This window comes from Aquirufa lenticrescens (genome assembly GCF_019916085.1).
GTDB lineage: Bacteria > Bacteroidota > Bacteroidia > Cytophagales > Spirosomataceae > Aquirufa > Aquirufa lenticrescens.
The window spans coordinates 1109024-1127129 of sequence record NZ_CP049834.1 but is presented as its reverse complement, the minus strand read 5'-3'; the positions used below and the strand labels follow the sequence as shown (position 1 = coordinate 1127129).

Annotated in this window: 18 protein-coding genes; 10 read left to right on the top strand and 8 right to left on the bottom strand. The window is 43.0% G+C overall.

Annotated elements, in window-relative coordinates:
* The first annotated feature begins 162 nt into the window (after window positions 1-162).
* Both G9X62_RS05200 and G9X62_RS11275 read left to right on the top strand, forming a co-directional pair.
* Entirely contained in the window at window positions 163-954 is a 792-nt protein-coding gene (locus G9X62_RS05200; RefSeq protein ID WP_223131709.1) for a hypothetical protein, read from the top strand.
* A gap of 369 nt (window positions 955-1323) precedes the next feature.
* The gene (locus tag G9X62_RS11275) at window positions 1324-1539 is read left to right on the top strand and encodes a helix-turn-helix domain-containing protein (RefSeq protein ID WP_223131708.1); all 216 of its coding nucleotides are present in this window, start codon (window positions 1324-1326) and stop codon (window positions 1537-1539) included.
* On the opposite strand, the gene G9X62_RS05190 is transcribed toward G9X62_RS11275, so the two are convergent.
* Window positions 1536-2180, bottom strand: coding sequence for a peptidoglycan DD-metalloendopeptidase family protein (locus G9X62_RS05190; protein ID WP_223131707.1), 645 nt, complete (start codon window positions 2178-2180; stop codon window positions 1536-1538). The two genes, G9X62_RS11275 and G9X62_RS05190, sit on opposite strands and share 4 nt — an antisense overlap.
* A gap of 36 nt (window positions 2181-2216) precedes the next feature.
* On the opposite strand from G9X62_RS05190, the gene G9X62_RS05185 reads away from it, so the two are divergent.
* The 3 genes from G9X62_RS05185 (at window position 2217) to G9X62_RS05175 (ending at window position 5845) form a co-directional block, all read left to right on the top strand.
* On the top strand, window positions 2217-3293 hold the full coding sequence (locus G9X62_RS05185; protein WP_223131706.1) for a carboxypeptidase-like regulatory domain-containing protein: 1077 nt from the start codon (window positions 2217-2219) through the stop codon (window positions 3291-3293).
* 84 nt (window positions 3294-3377) lie between these two features.
* Window positions 3378-4544 carry a cytochrome-c peroxidase gene (locus G9X62_RS05180; protein WP_223131705.1) on the top strand — a complete coding sequence of 389 codons (1167 nt, stop codon included), beginning with the start codon at window positions 3378-3380 and terminating at the stop codon, window positions 4542-4544.
* Between the two features lie 35 nt (window positions 4545-4579).
* Entirely contained in the window at window positions 4580-5845 is a 1266-nt protein-coding gene (locus G9X62_RS05175; RefSeq protein WP_223131704.1) for a M28 family peptidase, read from the top strand.
* Window positions 5846-5909: 64 nt separating this feature from the next.
* On the opposite strand, the gene G9X62_RS05170 is transcribed toward G9X62_RS05175, so the two are convergent.
* The 3 genes from G9X62_RS05170 to G9X62_RS05160 form a co-directional block, all read right to left on the bottom strand.
* A complete protein-coding gene (locus G9X62_RS05170; protein WP_223131703.1) occupies window positions 5910-7364 on the bottom strand; it encodes a RagB/SusD family nutrient uptake outer membrane protein in 1455 nt (484 codons plus the stop codon).
* Window positions 7365-7385: 21 nt separating this feature from the next.
* Complete coding sequence (locus tag G9X62_RS05165; RefSeq protein ID WP_261345555.1) at window positions 7386-10598, bottom strand: SusC/RagA family TonB-linked outer membrane protein; 3213 nt, start codon at window positions 10596-10598, stop codon at window positions 7386-7388.
* A 135-nt stretch (window positions 10599-10733) separates the two neighbouring features.
* On the bottom strand, window positions 10734-11144 hold the full coding sequence (locus tag G9X62_RS05160) for a GNAT family N-acetyltransferase (protein ID WP_223131702.1): 411 nt from the start codon (window positions 11142-11144) through the stop codon (window positions 10734-10736).
* Between the two features lie 71 nt (window positions 11145-11215).
* On the opposite strand from G9X62_RS05160, the gene G9X62_RS05155 reads away from it, so the two are divergent.
* Window positions 11216-12064 carry a sugar phosphate isomerase/epimerase family protein gene (locus G9X62_RS05155; RefSeq protein ID WP_223131701.1) on the top strand — a complete coding sequence of 283 codons (849 nt, stop codon included), beginning with the start codon at window positions 11216-11218 and terminating at the stop codon, window positions 12062-12064.
* Here G9X62_RS05155 and G9X62_RS05150 read toward each other — a convergent pair.
* A complete protein-coding gene (locus tag G9X62_RS05150; protein ID WP_223131700.1) occupies window positions 12061-12936 on the bottom strand; it encodes a hypothetical protein in 876 nt (291 codons plus the stop codon). The two genes, G9X62_RS05155 and G9X62_RS05150, sit on opposite strands and share 4 nt — an antisense overlap.
* Window positions 12933-13571 carry a DsbA family oxidoreductase gene (locus G9X62_RS05145; protein WP_223131699.1) on the bottom strand — a complete coding sequence of 213 codons (639 nt, stop codon included), beginning with the start codon at window positions 13569-13571 and terminating at the stop codon, window positions 12933-12935. The genes G9X62_RS05150 and G9X62_RS05145 overlap by 4 nt, the downstream gene beginning before the upstream one ends.
* A 98-nt stretch (window positions 13572-13669) precedes the next feature.
* Between G9X62_RS05145 and G9X62_RS05140 the strand changes: the two genes are divergently transcribed.
* Genes G9X62_RS05140 through G9X62_RS05125 form a run of 4 tightly spaced genes read left to right on the top strand, consistent with a single transcriptional unit; the run spans window position 13670 to window position 16763 of the window.
* Window positions 13670-15100, top strand: coding sequence for a DUF2271 domain-containing protein (locus G9X62_RS05140; protein ID WP_223131698.1), 1431 nt, complete (start codon window positions 13670-13672; stop codon window positions 15098-15100).
* Entirely contained in the window at window positions 15101-15679 is a 579-nt protein-coding gene (locus G9X62_RS05135) for a PepSY-associated TM helix domain-containing protein (protein WP_223131697.1), read from the top strand.
* Window positions 15676-16338, top strand: coding sequence for a hypothetical protein (locus G9X62_RS05130; RefSeq protein WP_223131696.1), 663 nt, complete (start codon window positions 15676-15678; stop codon window positions 16336-16338). The genes G9X62_RS05135 and G9X62_RS05130 overlap by 4 nt, the downstream gene beginning before the upstream one ends.
* Window positions 16338-16763 carry a DUF6174 domain-containing protein gene (locus G9X62_RS05125; RefSeq protein WP_223131695.1) on the top strand — a complete coding sequence of 142 codons (426 nt, stop codon included), beginning with the start codon at window positions 16338-16340 and terminating at the stop codon, window positions 16761-16763. The genes G9X62_RS05130 and G9X62_RS05125 overlap by 1 nt, the downstream gene beginning before the upstream one ends.
* Here the strand turns inward: G9X62_RS05125 and G9X62_RS05120 are convergent.
* Both G9X62_RS05120 and G9X62_RS05115 read right to left on the bottom strand, forming a co-directional pair.
* On the bottom strand, window positions 16760-17122 hold the full coding sequence (locus tag G9X62_RS05120) for a hypothetical protein (protein ID WP_223131694.1): 363 nt from the start codon (window positions 17120-17122) through the stop codon (window positions 16760-16762). The genes G9X62_RS05125 and G9X62_RS05120 overlap by 4 nt on opposite strands.
* On the bottom strand, window positions 17119-18081 hold the full coding sequence (locus G9X62_RS05115; protein WP_223131693.1) for a zinc-binding alcohol dehydrogenase family protein: 963 nt from the start codon (window positions 18079-18081) through the stop codon (window positions 17119-17121). Before G9X62_RS05115 ends, G9X62_RS05120 begins: the two co-directional genes overlap by 4 nt.
* Window positions 18082-18106 lie beyond the last annotated feature (25 nt).

Sequence of the window (18106 nt, the reverse complement as noted above, 5' to 3'; positions counted from 1 at the left end):
AAAAAGCTGTTCAGAATTCCCTATACCGCTAAACTACTACTAAACTACCACCATGGCGGTATTGATACGTGTATTTTAATACGCTATGTTTACACCGCACAATCAAGTGTTGGTGAAACCTGAAAAACCAATGAAGAGTAGGGGTAAAATTTTATAGGAAATATGGATACTTTTAAGTTCCCCAAAAATACATTGACGTCTGTAGTATTCTCTATTTTCGCTATCAATTTTTTGTCCCTTTTATCATTAGTCGGATGCGTTTCAACTAATTCAATAGAACCCTTTAATTCAGATATTGAAATTAAATTAGAGGAAGTTTCATTTGATTCTGTTAAAACAGATATTTCTAAAATTAGCTATTTACTAGGGGTAAATCAGTTTACCAAAATAGAACATTCAAAACTTAACGAATTGGTTTTCGAGGTGCAAGGCCAGAATATCGTAGTAAATGGGGAAAGCCTAAACCTTCACCATTCTCGAATAGTATTTAAGAAAATGACAGCAAGAGCGTATTCGGTCGAGACCCATATTAATACGTGGGGGATTAACGCGAAACTTTATATTGATAAATCTCTAAATACGTTCGTATTAGCCTATAATGATAAAATTTTAAAATTAGATAAAGAGGCAAATTTGTCTTCTAAAGAAAGAATGATGGCATTAGTTTTATTAAACTATTATGATGAAATTCGGACATCTAATCCATATATAGGCAGAAATTCAAATCAGCGGCCTGAATATGAAGCACCAATTGGTCGAACCTACTATGGATACACTATGGGATGGGGCTTTACAAGAGAGCAATCAATTGATGATGAGCAAGAAGCAAGAGGAGGAGCTGGTGAAGATATTAAATATTACCAATGTAAATTATTGGGAACAAGTACATCTTGCTTCTATGAATCTATAGGTTGTGTGACAATTTCTACATTTAAATGTACAACAAACAATTAGCTATGAACCTTCTATCTCCCATTAACTCACTGATATTCAGAATTACGGTTGCAGGAATTTTCATTGCTTATATTCTGTTTTTGATAAAAGTTCTTAGGCAAATTATTTTGGAGAAAACATTTTCCAATTACAAAAAAACAATAGCGATAATGTTAGTTTTGTTTATTCCAATTGGTGGTCTAATACTGTATTTCGCTTTTTTAAATTCTCAGAAAGAATTTGAAGTTAGTTCAAAGTAAATTTTGCAATTCTAACTGAAATCTACGATTTCACCCCCTGTTCTATTCTTAAATTTTGTTTTTTATCATTCGGATTACGAATGATTCACCCGCACCATTTACACTAGAAGGTGTTAAACATGAATTTATTATGGAGGAGAGGATACCTACATCACATCTTACGAGTAGAGAAATTCGGATTATCAATCTGGCCAAAGATTGTCTCACAAATAAAGAGATTGCAGATCAATTGCAAATCGAGGTTTCGACGGTCAAATGCCATCGAAGGAACCTATTTAAAAAACTAGGACTAAAAGGTAAGACCGATTTCGCGAAATTCTTGTTTTCAAAATTGTCACCTAATTAAAGAGTGGCGCTATTCGCAGCAGCACTAAATCCCAAAGGATCCGGACAATTTTCTGCATAAAACGCTACATCCCGCTTAGAACATACGCCCGGATAATCCCCGTGAAATCCATTCAGGTCGCGAATGAGTTGAAAATGCAGGTGCGGAGGCCAGCCGCCATTTTCATCTGAGTTGCCTAGGTGGCAAAGTAGGTCTCCCGCGGCAACTGGCATTCCCTCGTCTATTTCCGCCATATCTTCCATTCCTAGGTGGCCGTATAAACTGTAAATGTTTTCTGCTGGGTGGTAGAGAATAATCGTGGGGCCATAATTTCCGGAGCCGCGATTGACTTGATAGCTGTGAACGATACCAGCTAGCGGTGCAAAAACGGGTGTTCCAGCCGGTGCCCAAAGATCAACTCCCAAGTGAATGTTCCTGAAATCGTCCGCGTTCGTCGCAAAATTCTCGTGTGCTTCGTAGATGATGCGGTGTTCGAGGTAGCCGCCCACACCGTATTTGGCCCCTAATTTTTCTTCCATATACGCACAAAACGCGTCGATTTTCGAATAAATACGGCGTTTTAGCTCTTTATTCTTCGCACTTAGATCCAGCGCGATACTGTTTTCAGGCGTTAATGGCTCGTAAAATAGGCGATTAATCATTCTTGAATTTATTTGCTTAAATTTAGTCAAAGATAAATGATGCGCCTTCTATTCACCCTGCTTCTTGCCCCCTTTTTCCTCTGTGCACAGCAAAAATATCAGCTAATTGGATCTGTGGTAGAGAAAGGAAACGTTTCCATTCCGGGGGCGAGTGTCTTCATCGAAGGAACGACTATAGGGACACAGGCGGATGCAAATGGGCACTATGTATTGAAAAATATTCCGACTGGTCGATATCGTTTGGTAGCTTCCATGGTGGGGTATTTACCTAAATTAGTTTCCCTGGAATTTCCTGCAAAAATCTCAGAATTGAATTTCAATTTAGAGGAAGACAACAAAACACTAGACGAAGTGCGGGTGGTAGGATCACAGGACAAGATTTGGGAAAAGCAATTTAGGGCCTTTGAGAAAGGGTTTTTAGGAGAAAGTTATAATCGAAAAGAGGTCTACATCACGAATAGAGAGGTAGTTGATTTTTCCGAAGATGAGGACTTCTTTACCGCTAAAGCCTCTCAGCCTGTGCAAATTGTGAACATGACGCTGGGCTATAAGATCACGTATTTTATGGACAATTTTCAGAAAACGAATAGCTTGACGGCGTATAAGGGTTTGGCGAGTTTTGAGAAAATGGTGGCAGAAGATGCGAAGCAGGAACGAAGGTGGCAGCGAAATCGCATGGAGGCTTATGAGGGTTCGATGAAGCATTTCTTGAAGGCTTTAGTGGATAATCGGGTAGAAGAGGAGGGATTTAATGCCTATTTATTGAAGCCGGAATACTTGAACAATTTACGCAGGGGCCTGTTTTTTGACCCAAACAATGAACGCCATGTCGCTTTCAAGGCGGCCGAATTAGCCGGACCTATGACTACAGATGGCTTGCGAACCCTTGAATGGCGTATTCCGATGGAAATCGTATTCAATAAAAAACGGGTGTCGAGGCCTATCTTTATGGATGCTCCGTACCCTTACACTATCTTAATTCCGAAAGGCCTGATTCAAGTGACGAATACAGGCGATATCATGAATCCTTATTCCATCGAAATGCGAGGAGATATGGGCAAAATAGGGATGGCGGACTTACTTCCTTTAGACTTTGACATTAGTCAACCTTAGTCTGTTCATCGCCAGGATGCTGCGAAACGTCTACTTGACCCGTTTATAGACGTTAATTTTCCTAGCTTCATAAAAAATCAATTTATGCGTCTATACACTCTAGTTCTCAGTCTATTATTATTCAGCTGCAAGGATTCGCTGGATACCGTTACTTCGGATCCGTATACAGAAATCCCAAAAGCCCTTTCCATCAATCCGCTCGCTTTAGAGAATTATGCCGCGCAAGGTAAGCCGGCCTACGTCAATAAGGATAATACCGGGGCGAATGCCATCACCGATAAGGCTGCGACGCTAGGTCGCGTGTTATTTTACGACAAGAATCTGAGTATTAATAATACGATCGCCTGTGCGAGCTGCCATAAGCAGGAGTTTGCCTTTGGGGATACCGCTATTTCCAGTTTAGGCGTGGAAAATGGGCGGACGGAACGGCACTCGATGCGTTTGATCAATACGCGTTATGCGAATGAGGCGAAGTTTTTCTGGAACGAGCGTGCGGCGAGTCTAGAGGCGCAGACGACGATGCCCATTGTGGATCACTTGGAGATGGGTTTTAGTGGCCAAACCGGGCGCGGCACGATCACTTCGCTCATCACAAAACTCAATGGAAAGGGCTATTACAAAGAACTCTTTAAGCTCGCTTATGGTGATGCGACGATAACGGAGGCACGGATGCAAACGGCTTTGGCCCAATTTATTCGCAGCATTCAATCCTTCGACTCGAAATACGATATAGGCCGCGCACAAGTAGGAAATGATGGTGCCCCTTTCCCTAATTTCACTGCTCAAGAAAATGCCGGGAAGGCCTTGTTTATCAATCCACCTATCTTTAATGCCGCAAGCGAACGCATTGGCGGAGGCTTCGGATGCCAAGGTTGTCACCAAGCCCCTGAATTTGACATTGACCCGAACTCGCGTAATAATGGTTTTATCGGTGTGATCGGTAACACCCAAAACGACCTAAATAACACACGTTCCCCTTCTTTACGGGACATTTTAAATGCTTCGGGAGTAGCGAATACGCCCTTCATGCATACGGCTGCTTCTGCTACGATTCGCCAGGTGTTGAATCACTATAATACGATTGCGGCTAACCCCCGTAACACGAATTTGGATGCGCGTTTGAAACCAAATAACATAGGCCAAAACCTCCAAATGACTCCTGATGAAATCAATTCCATGGTCGCCTTTTTGCGCACCTTAACCGGAAAGGATGTCTATACAAACAAGAAATGGGGGAATCCTTTTCTGTAGATAATTGTGTAATATTGTCGGAATAAAATCTTCCGATGAAAAAAATCTTCTTACTCTTAGCGCTACCATTATTGGCTCAAGCGCAGCAAATTGACAAAATCATTACACGCTCAGAAACCGAGCGTATCGAAACTTATTTAGCTTCTGACGAGCTGGCGGGCAGAAAACCATTCACGCCGGGTATCGAAAAGGCCGCGCAATTTATCTCTGCTGAATTCGAGAAAGCGGGTTTGCAGAAGACCAATGGTTCTTATTTGCAGAGTTTTCCGATGTATCAATCGAAACTTATTTCTGTTTCCGGTGGTCTAGATGAACAATCTATAGAGTCAAAAAAGGTCGCCATTATTTCTAAAGAAACCTCCATCCAGATCGACGAGAAATCCGGTTTCGAAGTGGTGAGCATTAAGGAAGGAGAGAATTTTGGCCAAAATGCCTACCGCATTATGAGCGCAAAAAAACCAACGATCGCCTTCTTACACGAGAGCTTTGCTAAATTCATTCCGCGCCTTTCCGGCAGAGGTCCGCTGAGAGAAAATCAAGCCACGATTATTTTCATGGTTGCGAATACCATTCCTACGAAGTTTAAAGTAAGCGCGACGCAGCAAGTAGAGAAACTACAACTATCTAACGTCGTGGGAATCCTTCCCGGCAAAAGCCGTCCGAACGAATATGTCATTTTCTCTGGCCACTACGACCATTTAGGCATAGGCAAACCGGTAGCAGGTGATTCCATCTACAATGGCGCAAACGACGATGCCGCCGGAACTACAGCGGTGATGATGTTAGCCAAATACTACGCTAAGAAGCGCGATAATGAACGGACCTTGATCTTTGCGGCCTTCACGGCAGAGGAGAGTGGGGGACACGGCAGCGCCTATTTCTCGAAGCAATTTAATCCGGATCAAGTGATGGCGATGTTCAATCTTGAGATGATCGGTACAGAAAGTAAATGGGGCAAAAACAGTGCCTACATCACCGGTTACGAGAAGTCATCGATGGGGGAAATTCTGAAGAAGAATTTAGTCGGTTCTCCCTTCACGTTTTATCCAGATCCCTATCTAGACCAAAATTTATTCTATCGCTCTGACAATGCCACGCTAGCAGAATTAGGCGTTCCAGCTCATACGATTTCAACGTCTAAGATGGACAGCGAGCCTAATTACCACAAGGCGAGTGATGAGGTACAGACTTTGGACCTAGATAATATGACCGAAATCATTAAGGCCATCGCGAAGAGCGCGACCAGTATTATTTCTGGACAAGATACCCCTAGCCGCGTAGATACGTCCAAGCTGAAATAAAAGAAACGTAAATAAAAAAAGCCGCTCCCTCGAAAGAAGGAGCGGCTTTTTAATTTAAACTTGATTACTTGTTCAAGTTCGGGTTGTTTTGAACTTCTTCGATAGGAATCTTGAAAGTTAAACGTGTATCGTTGTGAGGAACTGGAGTAGCTACAAACTTCAAGTGGTTTGATCCACGGTTTGTAGTTCCCTTGTTACGCTTCAATGATAAGTACGACTTTCCTTCACCCCAAAGCTCAACGCGAGTTTGGAAGTAAATCTCATCTTGTAACGCTTTTCCTGTTAACGCATCGATGTAAGAGGCATCAGGAACACGTAGCGATACAATCGCTTTCAAAGATTTTCTTGCCCCTGCTTCGTCACCTGTTTTAGCACAAGCTTCTGCATTTAACAAGTACATCTCTTCCACACGCATGTAGATATAATCCGCGTCGATTGTTCTTTGACCACCGATCACTTTGTTCGGGTGGTAGAACTTACCGATAGGAGCTAACTTATTCGCAGCAGAGAATTGTGTCTTTCTGATGTCATTTGCAGGGATCGCATCATATAATGCCTTATCCATACCTTTGATATCACCTGCCCAAGCGTATGAGTACGTGTAAAGGTCCATTTGGCCCCACCAAGAGATCAAGTTTAACTTAGAATCTACTGTGATGTCTACACCCCACATCCATTGGCTTGTACCTAGGTTATTAAATCCTCCAGTTACCTCAGCAGCTGTCATGATTTTGAAACCACCGTTTGCAATTACATCAGCAGTAACCGTTTTCATCGCTGCGTTGTTACCCATCGCACCGTGAACATACGCTAACATACCTTTCGCTACGGAAGCATTTACTTCTGATTTGTTTGCACGAGAGAAGTCAGACAATAAAGATTGTGCGTCTGTTAAATCTTTCACCATTAGCGCATACACATCCGCTGCTGAGCTCTTAGGCAAGTTAGGATCTGTTGTGTTTTTGTATAATGGTAAAATCTTCTCAGATGGGTTGTATTCGTTTTGGAAATACTGTGCTAAGTAGAAATACGAGAATGCACGCATCGCCTTCGCTTGACCCATGTACCAACGACCAGCTGCTGTTGCAGGGATCGCATCGCTACCACCTAAACCATCAATTACTGTGTTAGCAGCAAAGATAAGGCGGTAGTAGAAACGCCATACTTGGTAGTTATCTTGTTGCGTATAATCTACTGTTGTTTGGAATTCTGTGATTGTTCTGAACCAGCCATAGATAACCGAAGTTAAAGCCATGTCACCTGATAATAAGTCACCATACATATCGTAAGACTTATGACCAAAGTCATCGTGTCCTGACGTACCGCCCGTTCCCGCGCCATACATCGTTGCATAAATACCTGCTACGTTCGCAGATTGTAAACCCGGATTTAAAGCAGACGCTTCCGCGATTTGATTCGCTGAAATCAATTCGGTAGGTTCCGTCTGTAAAAATTCTTCTTTACAACTAACTGTTCCCATTAGGACAGCCGCAAATAAAAATTTATATACTGTTTTCATCTTTCTATTTCGTTTAAAAAATTAAAACTTAACGCGTAAACCAGCTGTCAATGTAGACAATGGAGAATAACGGTAGGTATCAGATCCTCCTGTTTCAGCTGAGCTTGGGTTGAAACCAGCTCTTGCAGAAGCTAAGAATAAATTATCTCCAGACACCCAAAGGTAAACACCTGAAATTGGGCTGTTTTGGAAGAATTTACTAGGAACCTTGTAACCGATTTGAACGTTGTTCAACGTTAAGAAATCTGATTTCGTAATGAAACGAGTTGATCCTGAATTTACGTTCGCATCTTGTCCAGCAGATAAACGAGGTACGTCAGTTGCTTGACCTTTTGCTGTCCAACGAGCTAAGATATCTGTGTGGTAGTTATTACCACCTGCAGCACCACCTGAGTTCATTAAACCAGCATAAGCACCATCATAAGCGTAACCGCCTAAGCTGTAAAGGAATTGTGCACTGATGTCAAAGTTACCTAAACCACCATTTAACGTGAACGCTCCTCTAACAGTAGGGAATGGGGATTTGTTGATAAATTTAGTTGTACCATCCGCATACGTAGCAGTACGAGAAACTTTTACATTTTTCAATGTTTCTGCCGTTGCAGTTGCTTCGAAATCAGCCATTGACTTGATGTTTTCCGCCGCTTGACGAACACCATCCGCGTTAGAATCTACCCAATATACGTTCCACTCAGAAACACCTGTCTCTGGGTTAACACCTGCGTACTCACGTGTGTAGAAATCGAAGATCGAGTGACCTACTGCTCTACCATATAAACCGTCGATGTCGATGATTTTCTCCTTACCCGTTGCTGGATCGATTGGTAAACGAAGCATCGTGTTTTGGATCATCTCACCATTGATCGTTAAATCTAAGTAGTTCTTCTTCGATTGTAACAAGTGTGCCGTTACATCGAATTCGATACCTGTATTACGTAAAGCACCATCGTTTACACGAAGAGATGCATAACCTACTGAAGGTCCTACACGGCGATCGAAGATCAAGTTATCAGTTGTCTTCGTATAGTAGTCAATGGCAACATCTAAGTATTTGCCTAATTTGAATTCAGCACCTACCTGCATTTGCTTCGAAACCTCCCATGTTAAATCTGGGTTACCCTTTGAAACGAATGATAAAGAAATGTTTGAGTTCAAGTTCTGTACTTGGAATAAGTCATATCCAGGATAAAGACCGATACCACCTTGCTCTCCAATTAAACCATAAGAAGCTTTTAACTTCAAGTCTTTGATCAATGGAACATTTTCCATGAACGCTTCTTTAGATACTAACCAAGCAGCACCTACTGAACCGAAATCACCCCATTTGTTTTTCAAGAAACGAGAAGATCCGTCACGTCTTACCGTAGCAGATAAGAAGTATTTGCCATCGTAATCGTAGTTTAATTGTCCAAAATAAGACTCTAATGAGTAGTTATTTAAGTAAGATCCTGGAGGGTTAGAGATAACCGCGTTGTTGAATTCAACTCCGTCTGGCATTACTAACTTGTACATAGAAGCCCACATGAACTTCGTCTCTGTTGCATAGCTTTCGTGTGCTACGAAGGCTTCAAAATTATGCACATCAAACGACTTCTTGTAACGTAATAAGTTTAACAAGTTGTAGTTTAAGTTTTCTGTTTTTTGCTTGTAGATATAACCACCTTGACCTGCGTTAGGACCGTAGAAGGGGTTGTTTTGGTTATCCAAAGAAGCATTTGAATATTGTAAACCTAATTTGTTTTCTAATGACAAACCTGGAGTAATTTGAATATTCAATGAAGTAGATGCATTCACATCGTGTGACTTCGTGTTACGGATACCTAATTTAGCATCTGCAATCGAGTTCGTTAATGCACCAAAACCACGACCTACACCGTAATCGTATTGGTATCCATTGTAGTATGGATCACGTACGTATTGTGATGTTGTGTTATCGTGTAAGAATAATGGATAGATCGGTGGCAAGTTATCCACAAACCAGAATACAGAACCGGAGTCAGATGATTGACCTGGGTTGTTAGTCACACCATACGAGTAACCAATGTTCGTAGTCGAGCTTAACCAAGACTTAGGGTTGTGTGTTAAGTTCAAACGAGTAGAATAACGCTTGTAGTCTGTGTTTACAGAGTAACCTACGTCTTCTAATGCTCCATAAGAAGCGAAATAACGTGTTTTGCTGTTTCCACCTGAGATTTTCAAGTTCGCTTCGTTACGATTCGAGTTTTGGAATGCGTAATCAGCCCAGTTTTCTGGGATATAACGACGTTGTGTACCTGGTACAACTTGTCTTGTCACTGGGTCAATTAATTGAGCCGCAGGAACCGTCCACATATTGTAGTTAGGCATGTTAGCAAACAAGTTTGTGTTAGCGTAAGCCGTTGGGTTAGCATTTGCTAACGCAACACCTCTATTGTACCAACCTTCCCAAGTTAAACCAATGTATTGCTCTGGGGATTTGATTGTGCTGTAACGAGGCAATAAGCTCATGTTTTGACCAGACTTTAATTCTAGTTCAATCACTGCATCACCCGTTTTGCTACCTTTCTTCGTGTTGATTACTACCACACCATTCGCTCCACGAGAACCGTAGATCGCTGTTGCAGCCGCATCTTTTAAGATAGTAGTGTTTTCGATATCACCTGGGTTAATCGAGTTAATGTTTCCTTCAAAAGGCACACCGTCTAACACGTAAAGTGGACCACGGCTACCGTTAACCGTACCGATACCACGGATACGAATAGCCGCTGAAGTACCTGGTTGTCCAGAAGAGTTGATGACAGTCACACCGGCAGCTTCACCCGCTAATCCCTTAGAGATGTTAGAGAAGTTTTTACGCTCGATGTTTTTTGCATCTACGACTTTCGCCGTACCTGTAAAGGATTGTTTTGTAGACGTGCTATAAGACGTTACGATAACTTCATCTAACGTGTTGTCAGATGTTAATGCTACTTGAACAGATGAAGTGGCACTCGTTACAGCTACAGTAGATTTGTTGTAACCTACAAAGCTGAAAGTTAAGCTTTGGCCATCAGCCGCGGCGATGGAGAACTTACCAGACTTGTCTGTGTTTGTTCCCGTTTTTGTTCCATTTACGATGACAGATGCGCCCACTAAAGGTTGGCCGTTCTCATCTGCTACCGTACCTGTTACAGTTTTCGTTGCTTTCTGGGCGAACGATACCTGCATCATGAACACTAATATTAGTGTCAAAAGGCTAGTAATTTTTGTTTTCATAAGCGATGAATTTTGCAAAAATTGGGTTAAAAAATGATAGAATTAATTTGGGTTTTATACTGAAAGCCAAACGTTTATTTGGTTTTCAAACCGAAAAATCGCACAGAATGTTTAAAAATCAAAGAAATCCCCAAACTATTTGATTTCATCCAAGCTGTCTAAAACGTAACAATGCCCGTGATTTTTCATCCCAATTTTAGGATAATAACCCTCCGCTGCCGGTGCCGCCAGCAAGATAACTTTAGCCCGAGGAATAAATTTTTTCACTTCTAAGATTAATTGTTTCCCTATGCCTTGGTGCTGGTAGGCCTCATCTATTGCAAGATCAGAAAGATAGCTAGTAAAGACAAAATCGGTCATTACGCGTGCTAAACCCACTAATTTCTCGTCATCGTAAGCGCCTATATACACATTACCGTGATCGAACATGATCTGCATTGCTTCCTTATCCGCCAGAGGACGGCGTAAGCCTAAGGTCGACTTGTCCAGGATGTCGATGAAATCTTGGGCAGTAATTTTAGGCTGGGGAAGGTAGGTGATGGGCATGTGAAAATAATTTTTACGTTTCTCGAATTATTCACAAAAAAAAGTCATTTTTACACAAAACCTATATTAATATGAAAATTAAACACCTTGTTATTGTGTGCCTTTTGGCATTACCTGCTTTCGTACAAGCACAAAAATTATACACCTATCCTCTTGGCGTTCAAGCCTATACTTTTCGAAATCAATTTCCTAAAGATGTAGCGAAGACGCTTGATCTGATTAAATCGATGGGCATCACTGAAATAGAAGGTGGCGCCCAAAAGGGTCAGACTGCAGCAGAGTTCAAGCAAATGTGTGCGGATCGCGGAATTAGCGTTCCTTCTACTGGAGTGGGTTACGAGCAATTAGAGAACCCAGCGGAGGCAATTGCTAATGCGAAAACACTAGGCGCGAAATTTGTGATGTGTGCGTGGATCCCTCATAAAGTTCGTGGAGGCTTTACTTTAGAAGAAGCGGAGAAGGCTGTTGCTTTATTCAATAAGGCAGGAAAGCAATTCAAAGAAAATGGATTGACACTTTGTTACCACGACCATGGCTACGAGTTCCAGCCTTTTGGCAAAGATGAAACTCTCTTAGATTACATCATCAAAAACACGAATCCGGAATACGTTTCTTTCGAAATGGATGTGTTGTGGACGATGCATGGGGGTGGCGCAGCGATGCCTGAGAAGCTATTGAAGAAATACCCGACACGTTTCAAGTTAATGCACGTAAAAGATTTGCGCAAAGGCGTGGCAGGCGATTTAACTGGCGGAACTCCAGCGGAAAACGATGTTCCGGTGGGAACGGGTCAAGGAAACTGGAAGGCGATCATCAAACTTGCGAAGAAGAATGGCATCGAGCATTGCTTCATTGAAGACGAAAGTAATCAAGAGGAGCAGTTTGTACCTATTAGTATTGCGTACTTGAAGAGTCTTTAGAATTTAATATTATAAGCTAAATAAGGGATCGCTCCACTTTCGATGCTGGAAGGAACTAAAAACCCCACGTCGAAGGCGGAGCGTTCTAGTAAAATTCTTACGCCTCCGGATAGAATCCCATTATACGCTGTTGAGGAATTTAAGAATTGACCATTCGAGTCATAATTCACGGTCTTGTTAGAGAAAAACCAGTTCTCTGTGAGTAACATGACTTTATTCGAAACGCGTGTCATACCCGATAAAGTGAACATCGGATGGCTGGCAAACTTCCAGTTATAATCATCTCTACCTAAACCGGTGTTTTCATTATACGCCCCTAATCCCGTATTTAAGGTTAGGTTGCTTTCTTTTGTCCCGTAGGTGACAGATCCGTAGACCGTTCCTACCCCAAAATTCAATCCCCCTATCAAGGAAGTGGCAAATAGAATTCCTCCACCTACGTGTACTTTATCCGCTACCTGGTAGCCTATTTTTGGCGTGATAAAAAGCGCAAAAGGGACGACTAATCCTCCCCCTATGGAGAAATGATCCGTTATTCCAGCTTGGAAAGAATTGACTAGGAAAAGGGCGTTTTGGTAATATTTGTCTCCTTTTTTCAAAGGAATCGCTGAAGGTGCGAAGAAATAGCGGGTGGGGTGCGTGTTTTGGCCTTTCCCTTCCTTTGAAATCATGTTAATTGACTTGATAGCTGACCAAGCTAGCGTGACTTTGCCTAAATCCTTTGTAGCGACGGTTACTTCTGCCTCTGATTTATGGATCAATTGACCCGATACACTTTTCCCATTTTTCAGTTCGACGGAGACATAAGTAGAATCCTGTGCTTTTGCAGCTGTCGTTATTAATAGGAGTAAAAAAATTATGAGCTTTTTCATTCTGCGGCTGTTTGCAATAAGGTTTTGGTAAACACTTCGATGGGTTCGGCACCGGAAATGCCGTATTTTCTGTCAAAAACAAAGAAGGGCACGCCTCGCACGCCTAAGTTCTCTCCCTCTTGAATATCTTGCTTCACGCGGTATGCGTAATTCTCGTCTTGCAAAGCATTCAGAATTCCCTCGCGTTCTAGTCCTACAGCTTCTCCACATTCCACGAGCGCTTCATCGAGTGCTAGGTTTTTGCCCTCCATAAAATAGGCCTGAAATAAGCGTTCTTCGATGGCATCGCCTTTGCCCTGGTCTTTCGCGTATTGGATGAGGTGGTGGGATTTTAGAGAATTGGCAACTTTGGCCTGGTCAAAATCATAGTGCAAACCTACGCTCTCCGCCATTTCACAAACGCGGTCGTGCATCAATTTCACTTGCTCTAACGAGATTCCTTTTCTAGCGGCTAAATAATCGTAAACGCTTGTCTCATCGCCTAGGTCCATCGGGATCGTGGGGTCTAATTGAAAACTCTTCCACTCGATCTCCACTTCATCTTTTCCAGGGAACGTTTCTAATGCCTTTTCCAAATGCCTCTTGCCTATGTAGCAAAACGGACACATGATATCACTCCAAATCTCGATTTTCATTATTTCCCCGATTATATCTACAAATCTCTACGCTTTATCGCAAAAATCATTCCAATAAACACTTTATTTTTCAATATTGTGGTCTAAATACAAACCCTATGATCCATTCAATCGCCCTAAGTCTACTTAGTTTAACGCCCAGCGCGTCTCATGGCCTTTTGACCTCCCATTTTGAAAATGTATTAGGTACTTCGCTGGATTTAAAAATCATCGCTTCGTCAGAGGCCGCTGCTTCCACCGCAGAATCGAAGGTATTAGCGGAGATTAATCGTTTAAATGATATCCTTTCTTCCCGTGAATCTTCGGAGTTTAATGTATGGCGCTCGTCACACGGCGAGTCCATCGAAATTTCTTCTGAATTACGTGAGGTGTTACAGCATTTCGAAGAATGGAATGTGAAAACGGACGGAGCTTTGAATCCGGCCTCGGAACATATTGCCAAAATGTGGGCATCAGAAATCCCCTCTGAAGGTGCGCGTGAAAATGCGGTGAATGAAGTGAATCAGGCGCATTGGTCACTAGACGAAAACGGAGCGACGCGATTATCGGATACAGAATTGAAATTACACAGTTTTACAAAGTCCTATGTGATGGAGAAAGCAGCCGAAGAGGCGATGAAAGAAGAGGGCGTGGCTGGTGTAGTCGTGAATATAGGCGGAGATTTTGTGGTGAAGGGAGATTGGACAGAGAAAATAGGCGTGTCTGATCCGCGAAATGCGGGGGAGAACGCGGAGGTTTTAGGCTATATCCAAGTGAATAATCAAGCGGTGGCGACATCGGGCGATTATAGAAGAGGTTCGGATATCGATGGCGTGCATTATTCGCACATCATGGATCCGCGGACGGCGGAACCAGCTTCGGAAGTGATTTCGGCGACGGTGGCGCACGAGGATGCGGTGACGGCGGGGGCTTTGGCAACTGCATTTAACGTAGTAGGCGTGGCGGCATCGATCAATTTAGCGGCTCAGTATCCGGAGGCATCGTATTTAATCGTGGACAAAGAGGGTGCGGAATATAGAAGTGACAACTGGCCGGCGACGTCAGTAGAGAAGTCCGCGATCAGCTTAGTGAATATAAAAGAGAAGTTGTGGACTGCAGGCCAAACATTGGATATCAATTTCGAACTTGCTCGTTTCGAAGGTCGGGCGCGTCGTCCGTTCGTGGCGGTTTGGATTGAGGATGAAGATCACAAACCGGTGAAAAGAATCGCAGTTTGGTATAATAAGCCACGTTGGTTGCCAGATTTGCGCTCATGGTTTGCGGCGAAGAGAGAGGTGGAATTTGATGCCGCTTCGGTGACGGGAGCGACGCGTGGGGCGGGGCAGTATACCTTGGTTTGGGATGGGAAGAATGATGCGGGGGAATATGTACCTTTGGGGAAATATACCGTGTTTATTGAGGCAGCTCGTGAGCACGGAACGTATCAGTTGATTAAGCAAGAAATGAAGTTTAACGGGAAGTCAGCTAGCCAAACATTACCCGGCGGCGAGGAGATGACCGCGGCTTCTTTAGTCTATAAAGCAAAGTAAATGAGAGATTTAGCGACGTGGTCGAGGTGGCTGCACATCTATTTGTCGATGTTCAGTTTCATCATTGTATTGTTCTTTTCGGTGACGGGTTTGACCCTGAATCACGTGGATTGGTTCCCAGAAAGTACGGTTGTTTCTGAGCTGAAAGGTTCTGTGAAAGCTGGTTGGGTTTCGGTAGCTGATACCGCCAAAATCCCCAAACTCGACATCGTCGAACAACTGCGCGCAAACCACAGCATCAAGGGACAATTGAACGATTTCCGAATCGACGACGAAGAGATTTCGATCTCTTTCCAAGGCCCAGGCTATACAGCTGATTTCTTCGTGAATCGGGCTGATGGGAAATACGAATTAACGGAAACGAAGATGGGTATTATCGCCGTGATCAACGATCTACACAAAGGGCGTGACACCGGGAAGTCCTGGTCTTGGGTCATTGACTTTTCTGCAATCTTTATGATTGTTATCTCGGTATCGGGGTTGATTTTGTTATTATTTTTAAAGAAGAAACGCGCGAACGGGATGCTTTGGTTAGCTATCGGCGGGATCGTTGCCTGGGTATTTTATTATTTTGTATGAAACGTTTATTCACCATTCACCATTTACCATTTATCATTTTACTTTTCTGTTCTGTAGCTGTGTTTGGTCAGGACCACGCTCCACTTCCGCCACTTCCGGTGGAGGCGGTTTTTGGAAATAATCGAGTTCAGTTTATAGGCGTTATCAATCGCCCCGTTTCAGCGGATGGGAAGTTGAGTTATTTTAATCTCAGCACTGGGATGGTGGATTATAATAACACCGCTTCAGAGACGGAGTTAGTGATTGTGAATAACCTCACGTACAAGCTTTTTGGGAATATTCGAGCGACGGCTGGAGCGGAATGGCATTATAAATTAGGCTTAGTGCCACAGGTGGGATTGCAGTATTTTAAGGCGAATCGGACTTGGTTATTTTTATTGAATCCCAATATAAATTTACAGCCATCGCGTGCCATCTCCACCATTGGTATCGTCGAATTTAAGCCGGCTATTTCGAAGGATCTTTCTTTTTATTCCAAAGCCCAGATTTTACATGTCGCTAGTTTAAGCGAAGGAACTCACGCGCGTAGTGCTTTGATGTTGCGTGCGGGTATTACTAAAGGGAAATTCACAGTAGGTCTAGGAGCGAATTTCGATTACTATGGACCGATGAAGATGGAGAAAGACAATGTAGGTCTATTCACTCGCCTCGCGCTGTAATGAAGAAATTACTCTTTTTATTTTGCCTTTCTTTCTTGGGTTGCAAAACCGTGGAGCCGCTGGATGACGTGACTACGAATCTGAATCTTTGGAACGAAAAGAAGATTGTTAACTATTCTTTTTCCTTTAAGCGGGTTTGCTTTTGTCCCCTGGAATATGTGGGGCCACATCAAATTGTGGTTCAAAATGGTAAAATTGTTAGCGTGAATGGCGCACCCTATAATGCTGCGGAACGCTACGGTGTGATGTATACGATCCCGGAATTATTGCAAGTCATTAAGGCGAACGTCGACAAAAATCCAGCGAAGAAAGTGCTGAATTTTAATGCCACTTATGGCTACCCCACGAATGTCTTCTTCGACTTTTCAGAAATGATGGCGGACGAAGAAATCGGCTATGAGGTGACGAATTTCAAAATCAACTAGGGACAGATTGAGATAGGTAAAGATTTCCTAGGCGTGGGGCTGTAAGCTTTGCACGTAACGCATTCGGCGGTCAGCTGGGTGGAATCTAACTTGAAAAAGAATTCATCCCCTTCTTTCAGGCTAAGGGGTAAGGCGCAAGGGTTTGAAAGTGCGAAGGCATTGGTATAGTTTTTACCTGTATCCGGATTTTTCCACTTTACTTCGAGCTTCGCTGTGTCTATCGATCCTTGGACTAATTCAATCACGTAATTATTGCAAATACCCTTTAGGGAAAGACGTCCTTTGAAGCAGTTATCGGGTAGCACTTCTTGGGATTTACAGGCGCCTAAAAGTAGGCAGAATAGGAGTAGTGGTTTCATTCCGCTAAAGTAATCATCGCCTTGATTACTTGTTGAGTGGGCTCGTTAATTTTTGCAAAAATACCAGGAACTTGATTTTTTGTGAAGCGATGGCTGATGAATTTTTCTGCCTGAATCTTACCATCGCGGAATAAATTCATGACGAAGTGGAAGTCTTCCAAAGTTGCGTTTCGGCTACTCATTAAAGTGGCTTCTCTTTTGTGGAATTCTGGATGCGAAAAGGAGATCGCCTGTTTTTGTAATCCAATCAAAACGTATTTTCCGCCGTGGGCTATTTTGGTGAATCCTGATTCGATAGCGTTCAGATTTCCGGTGGCATCGATGACGGTGTTGAAGGCCGCTGAGGAAACTTCCGCAACCCCTAAATTCTCCACGCAAAATTGCAAACGCGCCTTATTAGGTTCTGCTACTTCGACTAAAGCCCCCTGAATTTTAGCCAGCAAAATCGTGAAAAGACCGATAGGTCCGGCGCCCATTACGAGGACTTTTTCGCCTGCTTTTAGATCCGCTCTGCGAAGTCCGTGTGCTGCGATGGAAAGTGGTTCTACTAGTGCGAGTTCGTCAGCTGAAAGACCATTGCCCGGTAAAATGTAACGATCCTCTACTACGATATATTCACGCATTCCGCCGTCTGTATGCACCCCAAAAACCTGGATATTCTCACAGCAATTCGATTTGCCAGCCGTGCAAGCCCCGCAAGTAGCACAATTAAAATAGGGGATAATCGTCGCTAATTCTCCCGGCGAAAAGGTTTCCGATTCCACGATTTCTACCGCCAGCTCGTGGCCTAAAATGCGGGGATACGAAAAGAAGGGTTGGTTGCCAGCGAAGGCATGAATGTCGGTTCCGCAGATGCCGATGTTGCGTACGCGAAGAAGGGAAAATCCGGGTGTGCGCTGAGGCATTTCTACTTGTTGAGAAACCAAAACTCCAGGCTCATTACATATCCATTGTTGCATAGGGTTGAAATTAACAATTTTAATT